Genomic DNA, 16,555 nt, shown 5'->3' with positions numbered 1-16,555 from the left:
TGGCGCGGGGCGGGCAACCGGTCTTGCCGCGGCAATCTAGGCTGATTTGCGGGCGGTGGGGCTCGGAACTTGCACGCCGTCCCGGCCGAGGCCGGCGAATTCGGCCAGCATCCGCTCAGCGCAGATGACGCGGTTGCGGCCGAGCCGTTTGGCGGCGTAGAGCGCCTGATCGGCCGAGCCGAGCAGCCGGTCGGGGCCGCCGTCGGCTTCGCCGGGAATGTGGCTGGCCACGCCAACGCTGAGGGTGACGTGGTTGCCGGCCCCAATGGCACCATGGGCGATCCGCAAGGCCATCACGGCACGGCGGATCTCCTCGGCGATGGCGCAGGCATCGTCGCAACTCATATCGGGCAGGATCAGCGCGAATTCCTCGCCGCCATAGCGGCTGGCAAGGTCGAGCGGGCGCAGCGCATGCCGGCTGACGACATCGGCGACCGCCCGCAGGCACTCGTCGCCGGTCTGGTGGCCGTGCTGGTCGTTGAACAGCTTGAAATGATCGACGTCGACGAACAGCAGCGACATCGGCCGCTGCGTCTGCTGCGCCCGCGACCATTCCGACATCAGCATCTCGTCGAAGGAGCGGCGGTTGGACAGTCCGGTGAGGCCGTCCTTGGTCGCGAGCTCTTTCAACGCCGTCTCGGCGCGCTTCTGGTCGGTGAGGTCGCGCAGCGTTTCCACCACCGCAATCAGATTGCCGGCCTCGTCGTGGATGGGGCCAGCATCGATCGCGAGATAGAGCTGGTTGCCGAGCCGTGGCATCACGCACCAGTTTTCCGCGCTGAAGCCGAGGCCGTTGTGGCCGCGCGCGGCATATTCCGAATAATACTCCGGGAGCTGCTCGGGGCGGTCGAGCGCGACCAGATCGGCGAGACAAGGGCGCTTGGACTCGTAGAAGGCTTGCCAGTGCTTCGTGGTGCCGATCACTTCCGACGCAGCCACGCCGGTCAGCCGCTCGCAGGCTCTGTTCCAGATCACGACACGACGCTTCGGGTCGATCACGAATGTCGGCACCACCAGATGCTGCATCAGCCGCACCGCGTAGGAATCCGCTACGTCGACGGTTTTGGCCGGAGTCTTGCCTCGCTTTGCCATCTCAGGCCACCGCCGCTACCGGCACGGCATCGCCCGGTCCGAACAGCTTGCGCACCTCGGCCGCCGGCTTCGGCTTGCTGAACAGATAGCCCTGCATCTCGGTGCAGCCGAGCGCGCGCAGCATCTCGCGCTGCGCCTCGGTCTCGACGCCTTCGGCGACCGTTGTCATGTTGCTGGCGGCGGCGATGTTCACCACAGCCTGCACGATGACGGGCGCGCCGCTGGCGTCGGCGATGTCGGAGACGAAGCAGCGGTCGATCTTGATCTTGTCGAACGGGAAGCGCTTCAGATAGCTCAGCGACGAATAGCCGGTGCCGAAATCGTCGAGCGCGATGCGCACGCCGATCGAGCGGAGCTGGTGCAGGATCGAGAGCGCGGCCTCGTCGTCGCGGATCAGCACGGCCTCGGTGATCTCGATCTCGAGCCGCCGCGGCTCGAGCCCGGAGGCGGCCAGCGCGCCCGCGATCTTCAGCGCCAGGGTGTCGCATTTGAGCTGCACCGGCGAGACGTTGACCGCGAGGCGCACATGGGCGGGCCAGGTCGCGGCCTCGTTGCAGGCGGTGCGCAGCACCCAGTCGCCGAGCTCGTTGATCAGGCCGGTATCCTCGGCGATCGGAATGAACTCGGCCGGCGATATCATGCCGCGCTCGAGATGGCGCCAGCGCAGCAGCGCCTCGCAGCCGGAGACTTCGCCCGTGTGCAGATTGACCAGAGGCTGGTAGTGAAGCTCGAATCCGCCATCGACTAGAGCCTGGCGCAGATCCTGCTCCATGGTGAGGCGGGCCTTGGCGCTCGCATCCATCTCCGGCACGAAGAAGCGGTAGGTGCGCCGCCCTTCCGCCTTGGCGCCGTACATCGCGAGGTCGGCGTTCTTGATGAGCTGGTCGAGATCGCTGCCGTCCTGCGGCGCCAGCGCGATGCCGATGCTGGCGTCGGTGGAGAGCTGATGGCCGAGACAATGATAGGGGCGGCGGATCGCTTCATGAATCCGCGTCACGAAGGACAGCACGTCGGCGGACGATTCGATTTTGGTGTGGATGACGGCGAATTCGTCGCCGCCGAGCCGCGCGATCAGGTCGCCCGGCTTGAGGCAGGCACGGATGCGGCCGGCGATCGCCTTCAACAGCTCGTCGCCGACATGATGGCCGAGCGAATCGTTGATGCCCTTGAACTCGTCGACGTCGATATAGAGCAGCGCGAACTGCTCGCCGCTTGCGACCTTTTCCAGCTCGCGCTCGATCTGCTCGCGGAACAGCGCGCGGTTCGGCAGGTCGGTCAGCGCGTCGAAATGCGCCATATGCGCGATCTTCTCATGGGCGCTCCGCCGCTCGGTGACATCCTCGACGACATTGATGAGGTAGCGCGGCTCGCTGGACTTATCGCGGATGCCGATCCGGGTCGAGGTGATGTAGCGCAGTCCCTTGGTTTGGCTCGGCCAGGGATGTTCGTCCTTGTACAATCCCGTGGCCGCTTGCAGCGCCTTGCTGTCGTCGTCGGTGACGAGCCTGGCGGTGTCATCCGGGTATATGTCGAAGGGGGTCTTGCCAACGACGGCTTCGTGCGATTGGCCGAATTGCTCTGCGGCGGTGCGGTTGACCAGCAGATATTGCCGCGTGCGGGCATCCTTCACCGTGATCTGCGACGGGATATGGTCGATGATCTCGCGAAGGAACGTGTAGTTGCGGTCGCGTTCCTGCTCCAGACTGCGCCGCTCGGTGATCTCCTCGATCGTGGCGACCCATCCGCCCTGCGCGAGCGGGGTGTTGATGACCTGGAAGGCGCGGCCGTTCGGCAGCTCGTGCATCCTGGTGGAGACCGTGCCTTCAGCGACGACCCTCATGACGTCGGCGCAAAACGCCTCGACGTCGCCATTGAACGCTCCGCGTTCCTTGCGATGGTGCATCGCCTCGATGATGTGGCAGCCGGGTTTGATGACGTCCGCGGACAGGCCGAACATGTCGGCATAGCGGCGGTTGCAGGTGACGATGTATCCGGCGGCGTCGTACAGGATCAGCCCTTGCGACATGTTGTTGAGGGCGGTGTCGAGCCGCTGCCGCTCCGATTCGATCCGTTCCTGGGCCTCGCGGTTCTGCCGTTTGATCTGGCGGATGATCAGGAACAGGATCAGCGCGATCACGGTCGCCGAAAGCGTTGCGGTGGTGACCATGAACCCGGTTTGCTGCCGCCAGTCCGTAAGCGCAGCCGACATGGTGTTGGTCGCGACGATGACCAGCGGGAAATGGGTTAGCGACGCGGCCGAGCCGAGCCGATCCTCACCGTCGACCGGGCTCTTGACGCGAAGCGTGTGCTGACCGCCTTTGGCCAGCACTTTCTGCATCAACGGTGCGTTCTTGTAGTTGGTCCCGATCAACTCCTCGACATGCGGGTAGCGCGCCAGCATCGTGCCTTCGCGGTCGAACAGCGAGATGGCGGCGCCCTCGGCCAGCGCGACGGACGCGAAATAGCGTTGATAGCTGTCGGGATCGATCCGCCGGACCATCGCGCCGACGAAGGTGCCGTCCGGCAGACTCAGCCGGCGTGCGACGATCGTGGTCCATTTGCCGATCAGGAGGCTGCGCACGGATTCCAGCAGCACCGGCTCCGACATCGGATTCGATCTGAAGGTCTGGAAGTAGGCGCGCGCCGACACATTGATCTTGGGAAGCGGCCGAGGCCGCGACCAGCTGATTAGCTCGCCATCGGCATCGTAGATCGCGATGTCGCCGAGATAGGAGACCGCGCTGATCTTGCTCCTCAGCATCCGGCTGGCTTCAGGTCCCGACATGCGCTCGCGAAACATCTGCGGCGAGGAGATCTCCGGCAGATGCATCTGCCCGATGAGATCGGCCGCGATGACGTCGGAGTCCTCGAATTGCTGATCGAAATGCCGCGCGATCAGCTGAACAGTATTTTCCAGCTCGCGCTCGCGGTTCGCCAGCGTGCGCTCGCGGAACTCGCCGGAGGCCATAGCGGTCACGGCGAAGATGCCGGCGACCAGCAATGCGCCTGATAGTGTCAGCCACAACACGGGGCCGCGCCGTGTGACAGCGTCCCAGCCGCCCCTTGCGGCTAGCGACAGTCTGACTGCCATCCCTGAAAATACGTCGCGCATTTCCTCCCCCTGGAGGAACAGAAATACACCGCACAAATGGCCTAAAGCTTAGGAAAACCAGTTACCTAAGGATTAATCCGGTTGCGCAGTCGCATCGGCGTAGAGCAGGACGCGAATAACGTCATGGTTGCACATCATCTGCAACAAACGCTGCGCTGCATCATGAATCGCTGCTTAATGCGAGGCGCCCGGGCTCTTGTCGCCGCCCACATTGCGCAGCCGTCCGACCACGCCGGTCGGGAAGAAGTAGACGCTGGCAATGAACAGCAACCCGAGCCACAGCAGCCAGCGATCTGGATGCAACAGTCCCGGTAGCAGCGGCAGGCCAGCCTCCGCCGCCGCCTTCGAGGCGACGCCCATCAGCGATTGCAGATAGTTCTGGGCGAGAATGAAGATCGTGGCGCCGATGATCGCGCCGTAGATCGTGCCCATGCCGCCGATCACCACCATCAAGAGGATGTCCAGCATGATCGAGAAACTGAGCGAGGTGTCGGGGCCGGCATAGCGCAGCCATAGCGCGTTCAGCATGCCGGCGCTGGCGGCGACCAGCGCGGCGAGGCAGTTGGCGTAGGTGAGATGGAAGACGGTGCGGAAGCCAAGCGCCTCGGCGCGAAAACGGTTCTCGCGGATCGCCTGGAGCACACGCCCGAACGGCGAGTTCACCACCCGCAACAAGGCGAGGATCATCAGCGCCGAGACCGCGAACACCAGATAGTAGGTCAGGGTGCGGCCGTTGATCTCGAAGCCGAGCAGGCTTTTCGAGACCAGCACCGTGCCGGGGCGCAGCAGCTCCGGCAATTGAAAGCTGCGTCCGTCCTCGCCGCCGGTCAGCCAGGACAGCTGTGAGGCCAGCACCTGGAAGGCGGAGGCGACCGCGAGCGTGATCATGGCAAAGAAGATCGCGGCGACGCGCAGCGAGAACAGGCCGATCGCGAGCGCGAGCAGGGCCGCGAGCGGCAGGCCGACGACGATGCCGGTTGCGACTGCGGCCCAGTTCGGGCCCATCCCATACAGCGCAATCGCGACCGCGTAGCTGCCGATGCCGTAGAACATGGTGTGGGCGAACGACACCGAGCCGGTGTAGCCGAGCAGCAGGTCGTAGGACGCGACCAACGCGGCGAAGACGCAGATCTTGGCCGCGACGTTCAGCGCCTTGGCGCCCGGAAACAGGAACGGCACCGCCGCCAGCGCCAGGATGATGACGACAAGAACGAGCGTGAGGGCGCGGCTGCGCGGCGGGTCGCCTGACAGGATTATCATCGGCTGGTTACCGCATAGAGGCCGCGCGGCCGCCACATCAGAATGGCGACCATCAGCAGGATATTGGAGACGAGGGCGAGCTTCGGCACCAGGAAGCCGCCATAATTGGCGACCATCGCCACCAAAATCGCGCCAATGAAGCAGCCTCCGATCGACCCCAAGCCGCCGATGATGACGACGACGAAAATCAAGACGGTGAGCTCGTCGCTCATGGAGGCATGGACCTGCTCGCGATAGAGCGCCCACATCACGCCGCCGAGGCCAGCGAGCGCCGATCCCGTCATGAACACGCCGAGGAACAGCCGTCGGATGCGATAGCCGAGCGCTTCCACCATCTCGCGATTCTCGACCCCGGCGCGGATCAACAGGCCGAGCTTGGTGCGGTTGAGCACGAGCTGGATCGCGATGAAGACGGCAAGCCCGATCAGCGTTGCCAGCACGCGGTATTTCGCGATCGCGACGTCGCCGAGGATGAAGGAGCCGCGCAGCGAGGTCGGCAGCGGCGTCGGGATGATCTGCGGCCCCCACAGCGCATAGAGCGTCTGCTCGGCGACGATCAGGCCGCCCGTTGTCATCAAGATCTGCTTTAGATGCTGGCCGTAGACAGGCAGGATCAGCACGCGCTCGACGATGAGGCCGATCGCGCCGGAGACCGCCATCGACAGCAGCGCCGCGGGCGCCAGCACCGCGAGGTTGATCCACAGCGAATCCGCCTGAATGGAAGCTGCGAATGGCGCAAACACCAGCGTTGCGACATAAGCGCCGACCGCGATGAAGGCGCCGTGGCCGAAATTCAGCACGTCCATCAGGCCGAATACGAGTGTCAGGCCGGAAGCCATGATGAAGATCATCATGCCCATTGCGAGGCTCGCGGCGGTCAGTGTCAGCCAGGTGCTGGGCGAGCCGATCAGGGGTATCGTCACCAGCGCGAGCGCGATCGGCAGCAGGATTGGCGCGATGTCGCGCTTGGGCTTCGGCAGCGGATCGGTTGCGGCAAGTTCAGTCACTGATGCGCCTCCAGGCTCAGGCCCAACAGCCGCTCCTGGAGCGGCACATCGGAGGCCAGGGCCGCCATCTCGCCGCGATGGACGATGGTGCCGTTGTCCATCACCAGCACGTGGTCGCCGAGCTCGCGGGCGGCAAAGAAATTCTGTTCGACCAGCAGGATGGTGGCGCCGTTGCGCTTGATCTCCTTCAGGCATTCGATCAGCGCCATCACGATTGCAGGCGCCAGCCCCTTGGTCGGCTCGTCGATCAACAAAAGCTTACGCGGCTCGATAATGGCGCGCGCGATCGACAACATTTGTTTTTGTCCGCCCGAGAGGCTGCCCGCGCGCGACAGCCAGAACCGGCGCAGCGCCGGGAAGAAGCCAAAGATCCACTCGAGCTGGGTGTCGTCGAGCGGCCCGTCGCGCGCCGCCAGCACCAGATTTTCCTTCACCGTGAGGTCGGAGAACACCGCCATGCTTTCCGGCACATAGCCGACGCCGAGCCGCGCGATGTCGGGCGTGGCACGGCTCTCGATACGCTGGCCGGCGAGGCTGATCTCGCCGCTTGAGGCCTGCCACAGGCCCATGATGGTGCGCAGCGTCGTGGTCTTGCCGGCGCCGTTGCGGCCGAGCAGCATCGTGGTCTGTCCCTGCGGGACGGCGAGATCGATACCCTGGAGGATGTGATAGCGGCCGATATGGGTGTGCACGCCGGAAAGCTTGAGCAGGTCGGTCATGCTGCGCTCTTCGGAGCAATGCCGAGATAGGCTTCCTGCACGATTGGCGAGGCGATCACTTCGGCCGGCGGGCCATCCGCAACAAGTTGTCCGTTATGCAGCACGATGATGCGGTCGGCGAGCGAGCGCACCACGTCCATCTTGTGCTCGACCAGCAGGATGATCTTGCTCTTGTCCTGCTTGAGCTGCGCGATCAAATTCAGCACCACAGGCACCTCGTCGATGCTCATGCCCGCGGTCGGCTCGTCGAACATGAACACCTTTGGCTCGAGTGCGATCATCAGCGCGACTTCGAGCTTGCGCTGGTCGCCATGCGACAGGACGGTCGCGGCGACGCCGCGACGGTTGCCGAGCGCGACCTGATCGAGGATGGCGTCGGCGCGCGCGATCAGGTCGCGGCGAACCATCCAGGGCCGCAGCATGTCGTAATGCGTGCCATCAGCCGCCTGCACCGCGAGGCGGACGTTTTCCTCCACCGTCAGGTTCGGGAACAGATTTGTCAGCTGGAAGGCGCGCCCGAGGCCAGCGCGGGTGCGCAGCGGCGCGGAATGCTGGGTGATGTCGGTACCGTCGAACAGGATGCTGCCGTGTGAAGCGCGCAGCTGGCCCGAGATCAAATTGAAATAGGTGGTCTTGCCGGCGCCGTTCGGCCCGACGATGGCGGTGAGCTCGCCCGGGCGAAATGTACAGGTGACGTTGTTGACTGCGACATGGCCGCCGAAGCGGATGGTGAGATCGCGGGTTTCGAGAGTCAGCGTCATGAAGTTTCGATCGGGTTCGGCGAGTGGGATGTATCCGCGATCACGGTGGTCTCCCTCTCCCGCTTGCGGGGGAGGGTAGGGGTGGGGGTGCCTCTACAGGCGAGAAGCCCCAAGAGGATAGAGCCCTCTCCCGGCCTCCCCCGCAAGCGGGGGAGGTGAAGCAAGAAAACTCAACGCTTGTTGCGGATCGGAACGTCCATGTCCTCGATCTTCAGCTCGCGCACCGGCTCGAGCACGGCCCAGGCGATGTTCGGATCGACCTTGACCTTGAAGTGATACATGCTCTGGAGCGCCTGATGGTCCTCTTTTCGGAACACCATCTTGCCTTTCGGCGTGTCGAACTCCAGGCCTTCCATGGCGGTGATGAGCTTCTCGCTGTCTGTCGACTTCGCCTTGGTGACGGCGGCGACGACGGACATCGCGGCGGCAAAGCCGCCGGCCGTGAAGAAGTCCGGCGGCGCGTTGAAGCGCTTCTGGTGCTCGGCGACGAACCAGTCGTTCACCGGGTTCTTCGGGATGTCGTAATAGTAATAGGTTGCGCCTTCCATGCCGGGCAGGCCCTTATAGGCTGCGAGTGCCGGGAGGATGTTGCCGCCGGTGGAGAGCTCGATGCCGTAGCGCTTCGGGTCCATGTCCTGGAGCTTTGCCAGCGGATTGCCGGCGCCGGCCCAGATCACCCAGATCACCTTGCGGCCCGGCTTATCTTTCAGCGCATCAAACAGGCGCTGGCCGACCGCGGTGAAGTCGGTGGTCGAAGTCGGGGCGTATTCTTCCGCTGCGAGCGTCGCGCCGGTCTTGCCGAGCGCCTCCTTGAAGGCGGCGACGCCGTCGCGGCCGAAGGCGTAGTCCTGCGCCAGCGTCGCCACGGTGACGCCCTGCTTGCCGATCGCGACCGCGTTGGAGATCGCGTCCTGAGAGGAGTTGCGGGCCGTGCGGAAGATATAGCGATTCCACTTCTCGCCGGTAATCTGGTCCGCGACGGCGGGCTCGACGATCAGGATTTTCTTGTTCTCCTCGGCAACGGGGAGAATGGCGAGTGCCGCGGCCGACGAGGTCGTGCCGATCGCGATGTCGGCCTTGTCGTCCTGATAGGCCTCGGCGAGCGCGGCCTTGGAGAGGTCCGGCTTGCCTTGGTCGTCCTTGGTGATGATGACGATCTTGCGGCCGTCCAGCGTCATGGTGCCCTTGGTGGCGTACTCAAAACCCATTTGCAGGCCGGTCTCGGTCTGCTTGGCGTAGGCCTCCAGTGGACCGGTCTTGCCGTAGATCAGCGCGACCTTAAGATCATCTGCGTGTGCGGAGGCCGCCGCAGCCAGCCCGAGAATGGTTGTTGTGATGATGAATGATCGACGCAAGATGATCCCTCCTTATTGAAATTCCTTGGCAACAGCGATTTGCACAGCCTGACCAACATTGCAATTCCACCTTCCGGCGGGACGTGCACGAGGCGCATATGACAATGGCTTGACGCGGATCATAACGGATTGCGGTTGCCACGGAAATCGGCGGCGCGGGCACGCAGGTTCGTGCTGTAGTCACCCCTGGATCGGGCTGCTCAGGTCACACAAGGTCAGGCTGCGGGAAGCGGTCAGCGCCGATAGCCGCTCGCGCGTGAATAGCCCTGCCGGTTCTGCTGCATCGGGCGGTTTGCGACGCTGACCCTCGCCTCGCTGGAGGCGGGCGTGGCGAGCTTCAGCTCCTCCAAAAAGATCGGCCGGGCGAAATAATAGCCCTGGGCGTAGCGGATCTTGGTCGCGGCCTGGAGATAGGCGAGCTCCTCGTAGGATTCGAGGCCTTCGGCGATCACGGTCATGCCGAGCGCTTCGCTCAGGGATTCGATCGCGCGCAAAATGCCCTGGCTGCGCGGGCGCTTATGGATGTCGGTGATGAAGGAGCGGTCGATCTTGATCTCGTCGGCGGTGATGTCGGCGAGCGCCGACAGCGACGAATAGCCGGTGCCGAAATCGTCGATGGAGATGCCGACGCCGAGGTTGCGGAACATCGGCAGGATTTCCGACTGGAAGTGGCTCTTGGCGACGAACGCGTCCTCGGTCACCTCGATCATGAAGCGCTTGGGAAAGCCGGTGTCCTCCAGCGCCTTCGCAAAAGTGCGCATGAATGCGGGATTGCCGGCCTGCTTGGCGGCGACGTTGATGCTGATGGTGGCGTCCGCGCCAAACGTGTCGTTGATCAGGTCGATCGATTTGACGATCTCGGCGAGCACGAGATGGGTGAGCTCGTCGATCAGTCCGAGCTCGACTGCCAGGTTGATGAACGAACCAGGGGCCTGGATCACGCCTTCGTCGTCGCGCAGCCGCACCAGCGCCTCGATGCCCGTTACAGCCTGCGTCCGGATATCGACCTTGGACTGGAATGCGCAACAGAAGCGCTTGTCGAGAATGGCGAGCCGCAGCGACTGCTCGATCTTCATGCGCGCGAGCGCCTCGCGCTCCATGCTGGCGTCAAAAAACGCCGCGGATCCTTTGCCGTTGTTCTTGATGCGGTACATCGCGATGTCGGCGTTCTGGCGCAACGTCTCGAAGTTGCGGCCATGATCCGGATAGAGGCTGACGCCGACCGAGGTGGAGGCGAAAATCTCCGAATTGTCGAGGAAGAACGGCGCGGTCAGCCGCTCCAGCGTCGATTGCATGAATTCCGCAACTTCGTCCTGGCTCTGGATCGGCGAGAGCAGCAGCAGGAATTCGTCCCCGGAGATGCGCGACAGCATGTCGGACTCGCGCAGGTCGCGGCCGAGCCGCTTCGACAGCTCGACCAGCAGCATATCGCCGACGGCGTGGCCGTAATAGTCGTTGATGTGCTTGAAATTGTCGATGTCGAGAAAGGCGAGCGCGAAGCGTTCGCCGACACGCTCGCACGCCAGCAGGTTGTTGGCGCGATGCTCGATCACGCGCCGGGAGGGCAGTCCGGTCAGCTCGTCGAAATAGGCCGAACGGAACAGCTGGTCCTCGAAATTTTTCTGCTCGGTGATGTCTGCGGAGGTCGAGATCAGCAGCTCGCGTCCGGCGAGGCGGACCGGACGATGCGTGGTGAGCAGCACCTGGCGCGCGGGGCCGTCGTGCAGCGCTTCCTCGGTGATAACAGCCTGGCCGGCCGCGAGGGCCCGCTGGCAGGCATCCCGGCGCTGCGCGAGATTCGGCGACGGACGGCTGCCGTCCATGCCGAGCTGGTTCGCCGCGGTGTCGTTAACCAGGAGAAGCTCGCCTTGCGCGTCCTGCACGGTCAGGCCGGTCGGCAGCAATTTAACGATTTCCTTGAGAAATCCGAGCTCAGCCTCGCTCGCGCCGGAATATTTACTGTTGTTCATAGAAGTCATGAATCTTGTTGTTTCAGCGCGCCTTTGCAATGGACGCGATCATGCGCAGTTCCCTCTTAGGTTTGGTTAAGGGGTCCGAAGAAATACGGGTGTGTTCTGGGGGAAACTTGCGGCGTTGCGACGCGCGCTCGCGACCGTCATTAACAGAAGGTCAACGGCGCAAACGAAAGCGAGCGGCGCGCGCGATCTGCTTTCGTTGCAGCGAGGCTATCGCTGGCCGGTTATTCGCTTTGGGGGATGCGGCATTGCATGATGCAATGCAGCCCGGTCTTCAGGTACGAGACCTCAGCCTTGCCGTCGAAGGCGGTGAGTGCCGACTTCAGCAGCTTGGTACCGAATCCGGGTTCGGACACCTTGTCGATGCTCGGGCCCTCGGTTTCGTCCCATGTGACGGTCAGGCGGTCATCGCTGACGGTCCACGACACCTGCAACAATCCGCGGGGTGCGGAGAACGCACCGTACTTTCCCGCGTTGGTGGCGAGCTCATGAAACATCAGTGACAGCGTGACCGCGAGCTTCGGCGGCAGAAATAGCCGATCGCCGTTGAGGGTGAAGCGGACGTGGCCGTAAGGGCCGAGCTCCGAGATCAGGAGATCGCGGATGTCGCAGCCGGCCTTGTCGATCCGCGAGATCAGATCGTCGGTGGCGGCCAGCGACCGCAGCCGCGGGTCGATGCGGGACCACACCTGCGGCTGGTCGTGCAGCACCTGGTGCAGCACGGCGTGCACGGTCGACAGCTTGTTCTTCAGCCGGTGCTGGAGCTCGTCGACCAGCAGCTTGCGATAGCCCTCTTCCTCGATCAGGCGCTTGGAGATCCGGCGCTGCTCCGCCAGCATCGTGCGATAATGCTCGACGCCCCAGATGGTGAGTGCAGAGACACCCCAATAGAGCGTCAGCAGGGCGAACCGGGCGCGATCGGCAAACGCATCGCCGAAATTCACGACGACGCCGAGCACGCCGCCGACCAGCGCCGTGACAATGCCGATCCGCAAGCCTCCGAACGCGGCGGCAAAGAACACAGCCGGGAAGTACGGCGTGAAGTAGACGTCGGGACGCACATGCGCGAGACCCCAGCGGGCCAGGGTCGCGACCAGCAAGCAAGCCACCGCAAAGGCGATGCTCAGGCCGAGCGATGGCGGCGCCACGCCCCGCCAGCCTTTACGGAATTCGTCGATCAGCTTCCCCATGCGTAGCCCAGTTGCAATGTGCGTTCGAAAATCGAGTGGCAGGTGAAGATGTTACGCATGCCGCCCGCACAAGCAAAGCTTGCCTTGTCGCGTGCCGGCAGGAATAGTGACCGTCGCGGTGCCGACTGTCGCGGCGACGTCATCGATCGGCGCCCGCCATTTGATATCAAATCGTTCAAAAACAGGGACATTCCATGGGCAGGCTGGACGGCAAGGTTGCGGTGATCACGGGTGCGACGAGCGGGATCGGATTGCGCACCGCAGAAGTCTTCGTTGCCGAAGGTGCCAAAATTGTGATCGCGGGGCGGCGTATACCGGAAGGCGAGGCGCTGGCGAAGCAGCTCGGCGGTGCCTGCGTTTTCCGCCAGACGGATGTGACCGTCGAAGCGCAGATGCAGGCGCTGATCACGCTCGCGGTCGAGAAATTCGGCAGGATCGATTGCCTCTTCAATAATGCCGGCGGCCCGGCCCAGACTGGCGGCATCGAAGGCCTCGAGGTCGAGCGCTTCGACGCCGCGATGGCGACGCTGGTGCGCAGTGTGATGCTCGGCATGAAGCACGCTGCGCCCACCATGAAGAAGCAGGGGTTTGGCAGCATCATCAACAATGGCAGCATCGCTGGCCGTCTCGCCGGCTTCTCATCCTCGATGGTCTATGGCGCGGCGAAAGCGGCGGTGATCCATCTCACCAAATGTGTGGCGATGGAGCTCGGCGAGTCCAATGTGCGCGTCAACTCGATCTCGCCCGGCGCGATCGCGACCGGCATCTTTGGCAAGGCGCTGGGCCTCTCGACCGAGGCTGCGGAAAAGACGCCAGCCGTGATGCGCGAGGTCTACAAGACCGCGCAGCCGATTCCGCGCGCAGGTCTTCCCGACGATATCGCTCACGCCGCGGTGTTCCTGGCGAGCGACGAATCCAGCTTCATCAACGGCCACGACCTCGTCATCGACGGTGCCATCACCGGCGGCCGCAACTGGAGCCAGCAGCAGCAGGGTTACGTCGCGCTGCGCAAGGCGTTCGATCAGGGGGCGTAGCGGCGGGGACGGTGCCGTAGTGTCGTAGGGTGGGCAAAGCGAAGCGTGCCCACCAACTTTCTATCCACGAAAATGGTGGGCACGGCGCAAGTGCGCCTTTGCCCACCCTACGAGAGCGTCATTCACACCGCCTTCACCGTCACCCTTAACCCATCCCGCGGCTTCGGGATCGGCCACATCTGCCAGTCCGGCTTGTAGCCGGGCTCCAGCGACACCTCGATGTTCTGCAGGAAGTGCCGCGCGAAGCATTTTGCCTGCATGTAGGCGAAGTGCAGGCCGAGGCACATATGCGCGCCGCCGCCGAACGGCACCCAGGCGAAGCGGTGGCGGTTGCGCTGCGCTTCTTCAGTGAAGCGCAAGGGATCGAAGCGGTCGGGCTCCGGCCAGATGTCCTTCATGTGGTGGGTATAGAGCGGATTGACGCCGATCGCGGTGCCGGCGGGAATCGTAAATCCCTTGAAGCTGAAATCGCGCATCGCGCGGCGCGGCATCGACGGCACCGGCGGCTTGATCCGGAGCGCCTCCTTGAATGCCATCTCCGACAGCGGCATTTTTTCGAGATCATCGAAGCTGGTCGGCGCATCCGCAGCCAGCCCGAGCGCGAGAACCTCGTCGCGCAGCTTGCTCTGCCAATCCGGATTCGCGGCCAGCTCGCCGATGAAGGATGTCAGCGACGAGGTCAACGTGTCGTGTGCCGCCATCATCAGAAAGCTCATGTGGTCGATAATGTCCTGCTCGGAGAGCAGCGCGCCGTCCTCATGGGTGGCGCGGCAGAGATGCGAGAACAGATCATCGCCGCCATGATTGCCGCGTCGCAGCGGGATCTGCTCGCGGAAATAGGCAACGATGCGCTTGCGTCCCTTCACGCCGCGCGCCATCTGAGTGCCGGGCAGGGGACGGCGGATCGGGGCAACGGCGGCCGCGACCATGTCGACGAAGGCGCGGTTGATGTCGTCAACCTCCGGCCCGATCTCGGTACCGAGGAAGGACGTCGCGGCGAGGTCGAGCGTGAGCTGCTTCATCGCCGGATAGAGCTGCATCGTGCCGGGCTTCGCCTTCCACTGCGCGACTCGTGCCGCAATGCCGCGGTCGAGATCGGTGAGATAGGATTTCATCGGTCCGGATTTGAACGCAACCGAGAGCGCCTTGCGGTGCAGCCGGTGCTCGTCGAAATCGAGCAACATCAAGCCGCGCGGAAACAGCAGGCCGAGCACCTTATTCCAGCCATGGGTCGAGGAAAACAGCTTATGCTGGTCGAACAGCACGAGCTCATTGGCCTCGGGCCCGAGCAGCACGACATTGGTCTCGCCGAAAAAATGGGTGCGGTAGACCGGGCCGTATTTGGCGCCATTCGCCTCGATATGCCGTTTGGGGTCAGCCAGCACCTGAAAGGTCTTGCCGATGATCGGCCAGCCTTCATCGCCCGGAATATGCGTCAGCTCGTTGCGCTTGGGCGCGGTGAAGCTGAGCGCAGGCGAAGCCACATTCTGCATCGACATCACGGTTGCTCCGGTTGGCTGACCGAACAGAAATCACGCGACCGCGGCACTATTGCGGCCCGCGCCAGGCTGACGTGGTCAGCATAGCACAGGCCGATATCTCTTGCTTGTGATCGTGGTTACAACTGTAGCGACGACGAGGCCTATCGCTTCGCCGCTTCCTTCTGCAAATCCGGTGCGTTCACAGCCGGAATCGCGACGCGGCCGGGGCCGGTCACCTTCAGCGCCTCTGCGGCCTTGTCGTTCTCCATGATCTTGGCCATCACGGCTTGTCCCGCGCGCTCGAAGATCGCGCGGTTCTCGATCACGAATTTTTGCGACTTGCGGAGTGCGTCGATGTAGCCGTTGATCTCGGGCACGACATAGCGCGCGACCATGTCCCAGCTCCGGCGGGTGGCTTCCGGATTGGCCCAGTCGTGCACGAAACCGATCACGGCGCCGACGCCGCCCGACACCTGCATCACCTTCTTGATCATTTTGACGAGATCGTCGGGCGTGCCGATAACGGAGGCCGCGCCCTCGACGAAAGCGGTCTTGTCCACGGCCTCGTCGGGCGAGTCGAATGCGGTCAGGCCCGGCCGTTGCAGCGTGCCGACATTATATTCGTTGTGCCAGCGCATCAGGCCTGCACCGGCCTCGCGGCGGGCCTGTTCGCGCGTTTCGGCAACATGCCAGCTCAGCAGCACGCGCCAGTTCGCGCGATCGACCGTGGTGCCGTGCTTCTTGGCGGCATCCTCGGCGAACTGCCATTGCTGCTGCAGCGACATCAGGCCCTGCGTCGTCATCGAACCGAGCGAGATGATGCCGATGCCGTATTTGCCGGCGAGCGTCATGCCGGAAGGCGATATCTGCGACGCCACGACGAACGGCATCTCTTCCTGCAACGGCAGGATCTGAAGCGCCGCGTCGTTCATGGTGAACCAGTCGCTCTTGGCGGTGACGCGCTCGCCGTTGAAGAGGCGGCGGATCACGCCGATCGCCTCGTCCTGGCGGTCGCGCTGGGTCATCGGATCGATGCCGAGCGTGTGCGCGTCGGAGGCAAGCGCGCCGGGACCGGAGCCGAAGATGGCGCGGCCGCCGGTCATGTGGTCGAGCTGCACCATGCGCTGCGCGACGTTGTAGGGATGGTGATAGGGCAGCGACACCACGCCGGTACCGAGCTTGATCCGCTTGGTGCGCTCGCCGGCCGCCGCGAGAAACATCTCGGGCGAGGCGATCATCTCCCAACCGGACGAATGATGCTCGCCGCACCAGAACTCGTCATAGCCGAGGCCATCTAACTGCTCGACGAGGTCGAGATCACGCCGGAACTGAAGCATCGGATGCTCCCCGATCGGATGATGCGGGGCAAGGAAAGCTCCGAATTTCAGGCGCGCCATGACGTTCTCTCCGGCTGGATTTTTTGTTTGTTGAGGCGGTGAGGCTACGTGCTGAAGACAGCGAAGGCAATCGCGTGATGTCCCGCATGGCGGAATGCAGCTATGTGCAGAACGAGGCGACGCTGCTTCTTCTCCCTCTCCCCGTTCTTACGGGGAGAGGGTTGGGGTGAG

12 protein-coding genes are annotated in these 16,555 nt (G+C 63.8%); 1 reads left to right on the top strand and 11 read right to left on the bottom strand.

What is annotated here, in order from left to right; genetic code table 11:
- Positions 1-36: 36 nt before the first annotated feature.
- The 9 genes from UP06_RS23210 to UP06_RS23170 all read right to left on the bottom strand — a co-directional run bounded on the left by UP06_RS23210 (position 37) and on the right by UP06_RS23170 (position 12,472).
- Complete coding sequence (locus UP06_RS23210; protein WP_045005980.1) at positions 37-1,092, bottom strand: sensor domain-containing diguanylate cyclase; 1,056 nt, start codon at positions 1,090-1,092, stop codon at positions 37-39.
- Position 1,093: 1 nt separating this feature from the next.
- On the bottom strand, positions 1,094-4,204 hold the full coding sequence (locus UP06_RS23205) for a bifunctional diguanylate cyclase/phosphodiesterase (RefSeq protein ID WP_045005979.1): 3,111 nt from the start codon (positions 4,202-4,204) through the stop codon (positions 1,094-1,096).
- A 174-nt stretch (positions 4,205-4,378) separates the two neighbouring features.
- Complete coding sequence (locus tag UP06_RS23200; protein ID WP_197087359.1) at positions 4,379-5,464, bottom strand: branched-chain amino acid ABC transporter permease; 1,086 nt, start codon at positions 5,462-5,464, stop codon at positions 4,379-4,381.
- The gene (locus UP06_RS23195; RefSeq protein ID WP_045005977.1) at positions 5,461-6,471 is read right to left on the bottom strand and encodes a branched-chain amino acid ABC transporter permease; all 1,011 of its coding nucleotides are present in this window, start codon (positions 6,469-6,471) and stop codon (positions 5,461-5,463) included. Before UP06_RS23195 ends, UP06_RS23200 begins: the two co-directional genes overlap by 4 nt.
- Entirely contained in the window at positions 6,468-7,190 is a 723-nt protein-coding gene (locus tag UP06_RS23190; RefSeq protein WP_045005976.1) for an ABC transporter ATP-binding protein, read from the bottom strand. Before UP06_RS23190 ends, UP06_RS23195 begins: the two co-directional genes overlap by 4 nt.
- Positions 7,187-7,951, bottom strand: a complete 765-nt coding sequence (locus tag UP06_RS23185) for an ABC transporter ATP-binding protein (RefSeq protein WP_045005975.1) — start codon at positions 7,949-7,951, stop codon at positions 7,187-7,189. Before UP06_RS23185 ends, UP06_RS23190 begins: the two co-directional genes overlap by 4 nt.
- 170 nt (positions 7,952-8,121) lie before the next feature.
- The gene (locus tag UP06_RS23180; RefSeq protein WP_045005974.1) at positions 8,122-9,306 is read right to left on the bottom strand and encodes a substrate-binding domain-containing protein; all 1,185 of its coding nucleotides are present in this window, start codon (positions 9,304-9,306) and stop codon (positions 8,122-8,124) included.
- A gap of 233 nt (positions 9,307-9,539) precedes the next feature.
- Positions 9,540-11,276 (bottom strand): putative bifunctional diguanylate cyclase/phosphodiesterase, encoded by a 1,737-nt coding sequence (locus UP06_RS23175; protein WP_045005973.1) that lies wholly within the window; start codon positions 11,274-11,276, stop codon positions 9,540-9,542.
- Positions 11,277-11,506: 230 nt separating this feature from the next.
- Positions 11,507-12,472 carry a sensor histidine kinase gene (locus UP06_RS23170; protein WP_045005972.1) on the bottom strand — a complete coding sequence of 322 codons (966 nt, stop codon included), beginning with the start codon at positions 12,470-12,472 and terminating at the stop codon, positions 11,507-11,509.
- Positions 12,473-12,666: 194 nt separating this feature from the next.
- On the opposite strand from UP06_RS23170, the gene UP06_RS23165 reads away from it, so the two are divergent.
- Positions 12,667-13,506 (top strand): SDR family NAD(P)-dependent oxidoreductase, encoded by an 840-nt coding sequence (locus UP06_RS23165; protein WP_045005971.1) that lies wholly within the window; start codon positions 12,667-12,669, stop codon positions 13,504-13,506.
- Between the two features lie 122 nt (positions 13,507-13,628).
- Here UP06_RS23165 and UP06_RS23160 read toward each other — a convergent pair whose 3' ends face one another.
- Positions 13,629-15,005 (bottom strand): cytochrome P450, encoded by a 1,377-nt coding sequence (locus tag UP06_RS23160; RefSeq protein WP_045005970.1) that lies wholly within the window; start codon positions 15,003-15,005, stop codon positions 13,629-13,631.
- Between the two features lie 143 nt (positions 15,006-15,148).
- Positions 15,149-16,384 (bottom strand): LLM class flavin-dependent oxidoreductase, encoded by a 1,236-nt coding sequence (locus tag UP06_RS23155; RefSeq protein WP_045005969.1) that lies wholly within the window; start codon positions 16,382-16,384, stop codon positions 15,149-15,151.
- Between the last annotated feature and the right edge of the window lie 171 nt (positions 16,385-16,555).

The sequence above is a fragment of the Bradyrhizobium sp. LTSP857 genome (genome assembly GCF_000938285.1).
Lineage (GTDB): Bacteria > Pseudomonadota > Alphaproteobacteria > Rhizobiales > Xanthobacteraceae > Bradyrhizobium.
Note: the sequence above shows the minus strand (reverse complement) of the source record. Positions and strands in the feature narration are given on the sequence as shown.

Coding starts and splice junctions, on each gene's coding strand:
- UP06_RS23210 (WP_045005980.1), bottom strand. CDS start 1,092: ATGGCAAAGCGAGGCAAGACTCCGGCCAAAACCGTCGACGTAGCGGAT.
- UP06_RS23205 (WP_045005979.1), bottom strand. CDS start 4,204: ATGCGCGACGTATTTTCAGGGATGGCAGTCAGACTGTCGCTAGCCGCA.
- UP06_RS23200 (WP_197087359.1), bottom strand. CDS start 5,464: ATGATAATCCTGTCAGGCGACCCGCCGCGCAGCCGCGCCCTCACGCTC.
- UP06_RS23190 (WP_045005976.1), bottom strand. CDS start 7,190: ATGACCGACCTGCTCAAGCTTTCCGGCGTGCACACCCATATCGGCCGC.
- UP06_RS23185 (WP_045005975.1), bottom strand. CDS start 7,951: ATGACGCTGACTCTCGAAACCCGCGATCTCACCATCCGCTTCGGCGGC.
- UP06_RS23175 (WP_045005973.1), bottom strand. CDS start 11,276: ATGAACAACAGTAAATATTCCGGCGCGAGCGAGGCTGAGCTCGGATTT.
- UP06_RS23170 (WP_045005972.1), bottom strand. CDS start 12,472: ATGGGGAAGCTGATCGACGAATTCCGTAAAGGCTGGCGGGGCGTGGCG.
- UP06_RS23165 (WP_045005971.1), top strand. CDS start 12,667: ATGGGCAGGCTGGACGGCAAGGTTGCGGTGATCACGGGTGCGACGAGC.
- UP06_RS23160 (WP_045005970.1), bottom strand. CDS start 15,005: ATGTCGATGCAGAATGTGGCTTCGCCTGCGCTCAGCTTCACCGCGCCC.
- UP06_RS23155 (WP_045005969.1), bottom strand. CDS start 16,384: ATGGCGCGCCTGAAATTCGGAGCTTTCCTTGCCCCGCATCATCCGATC.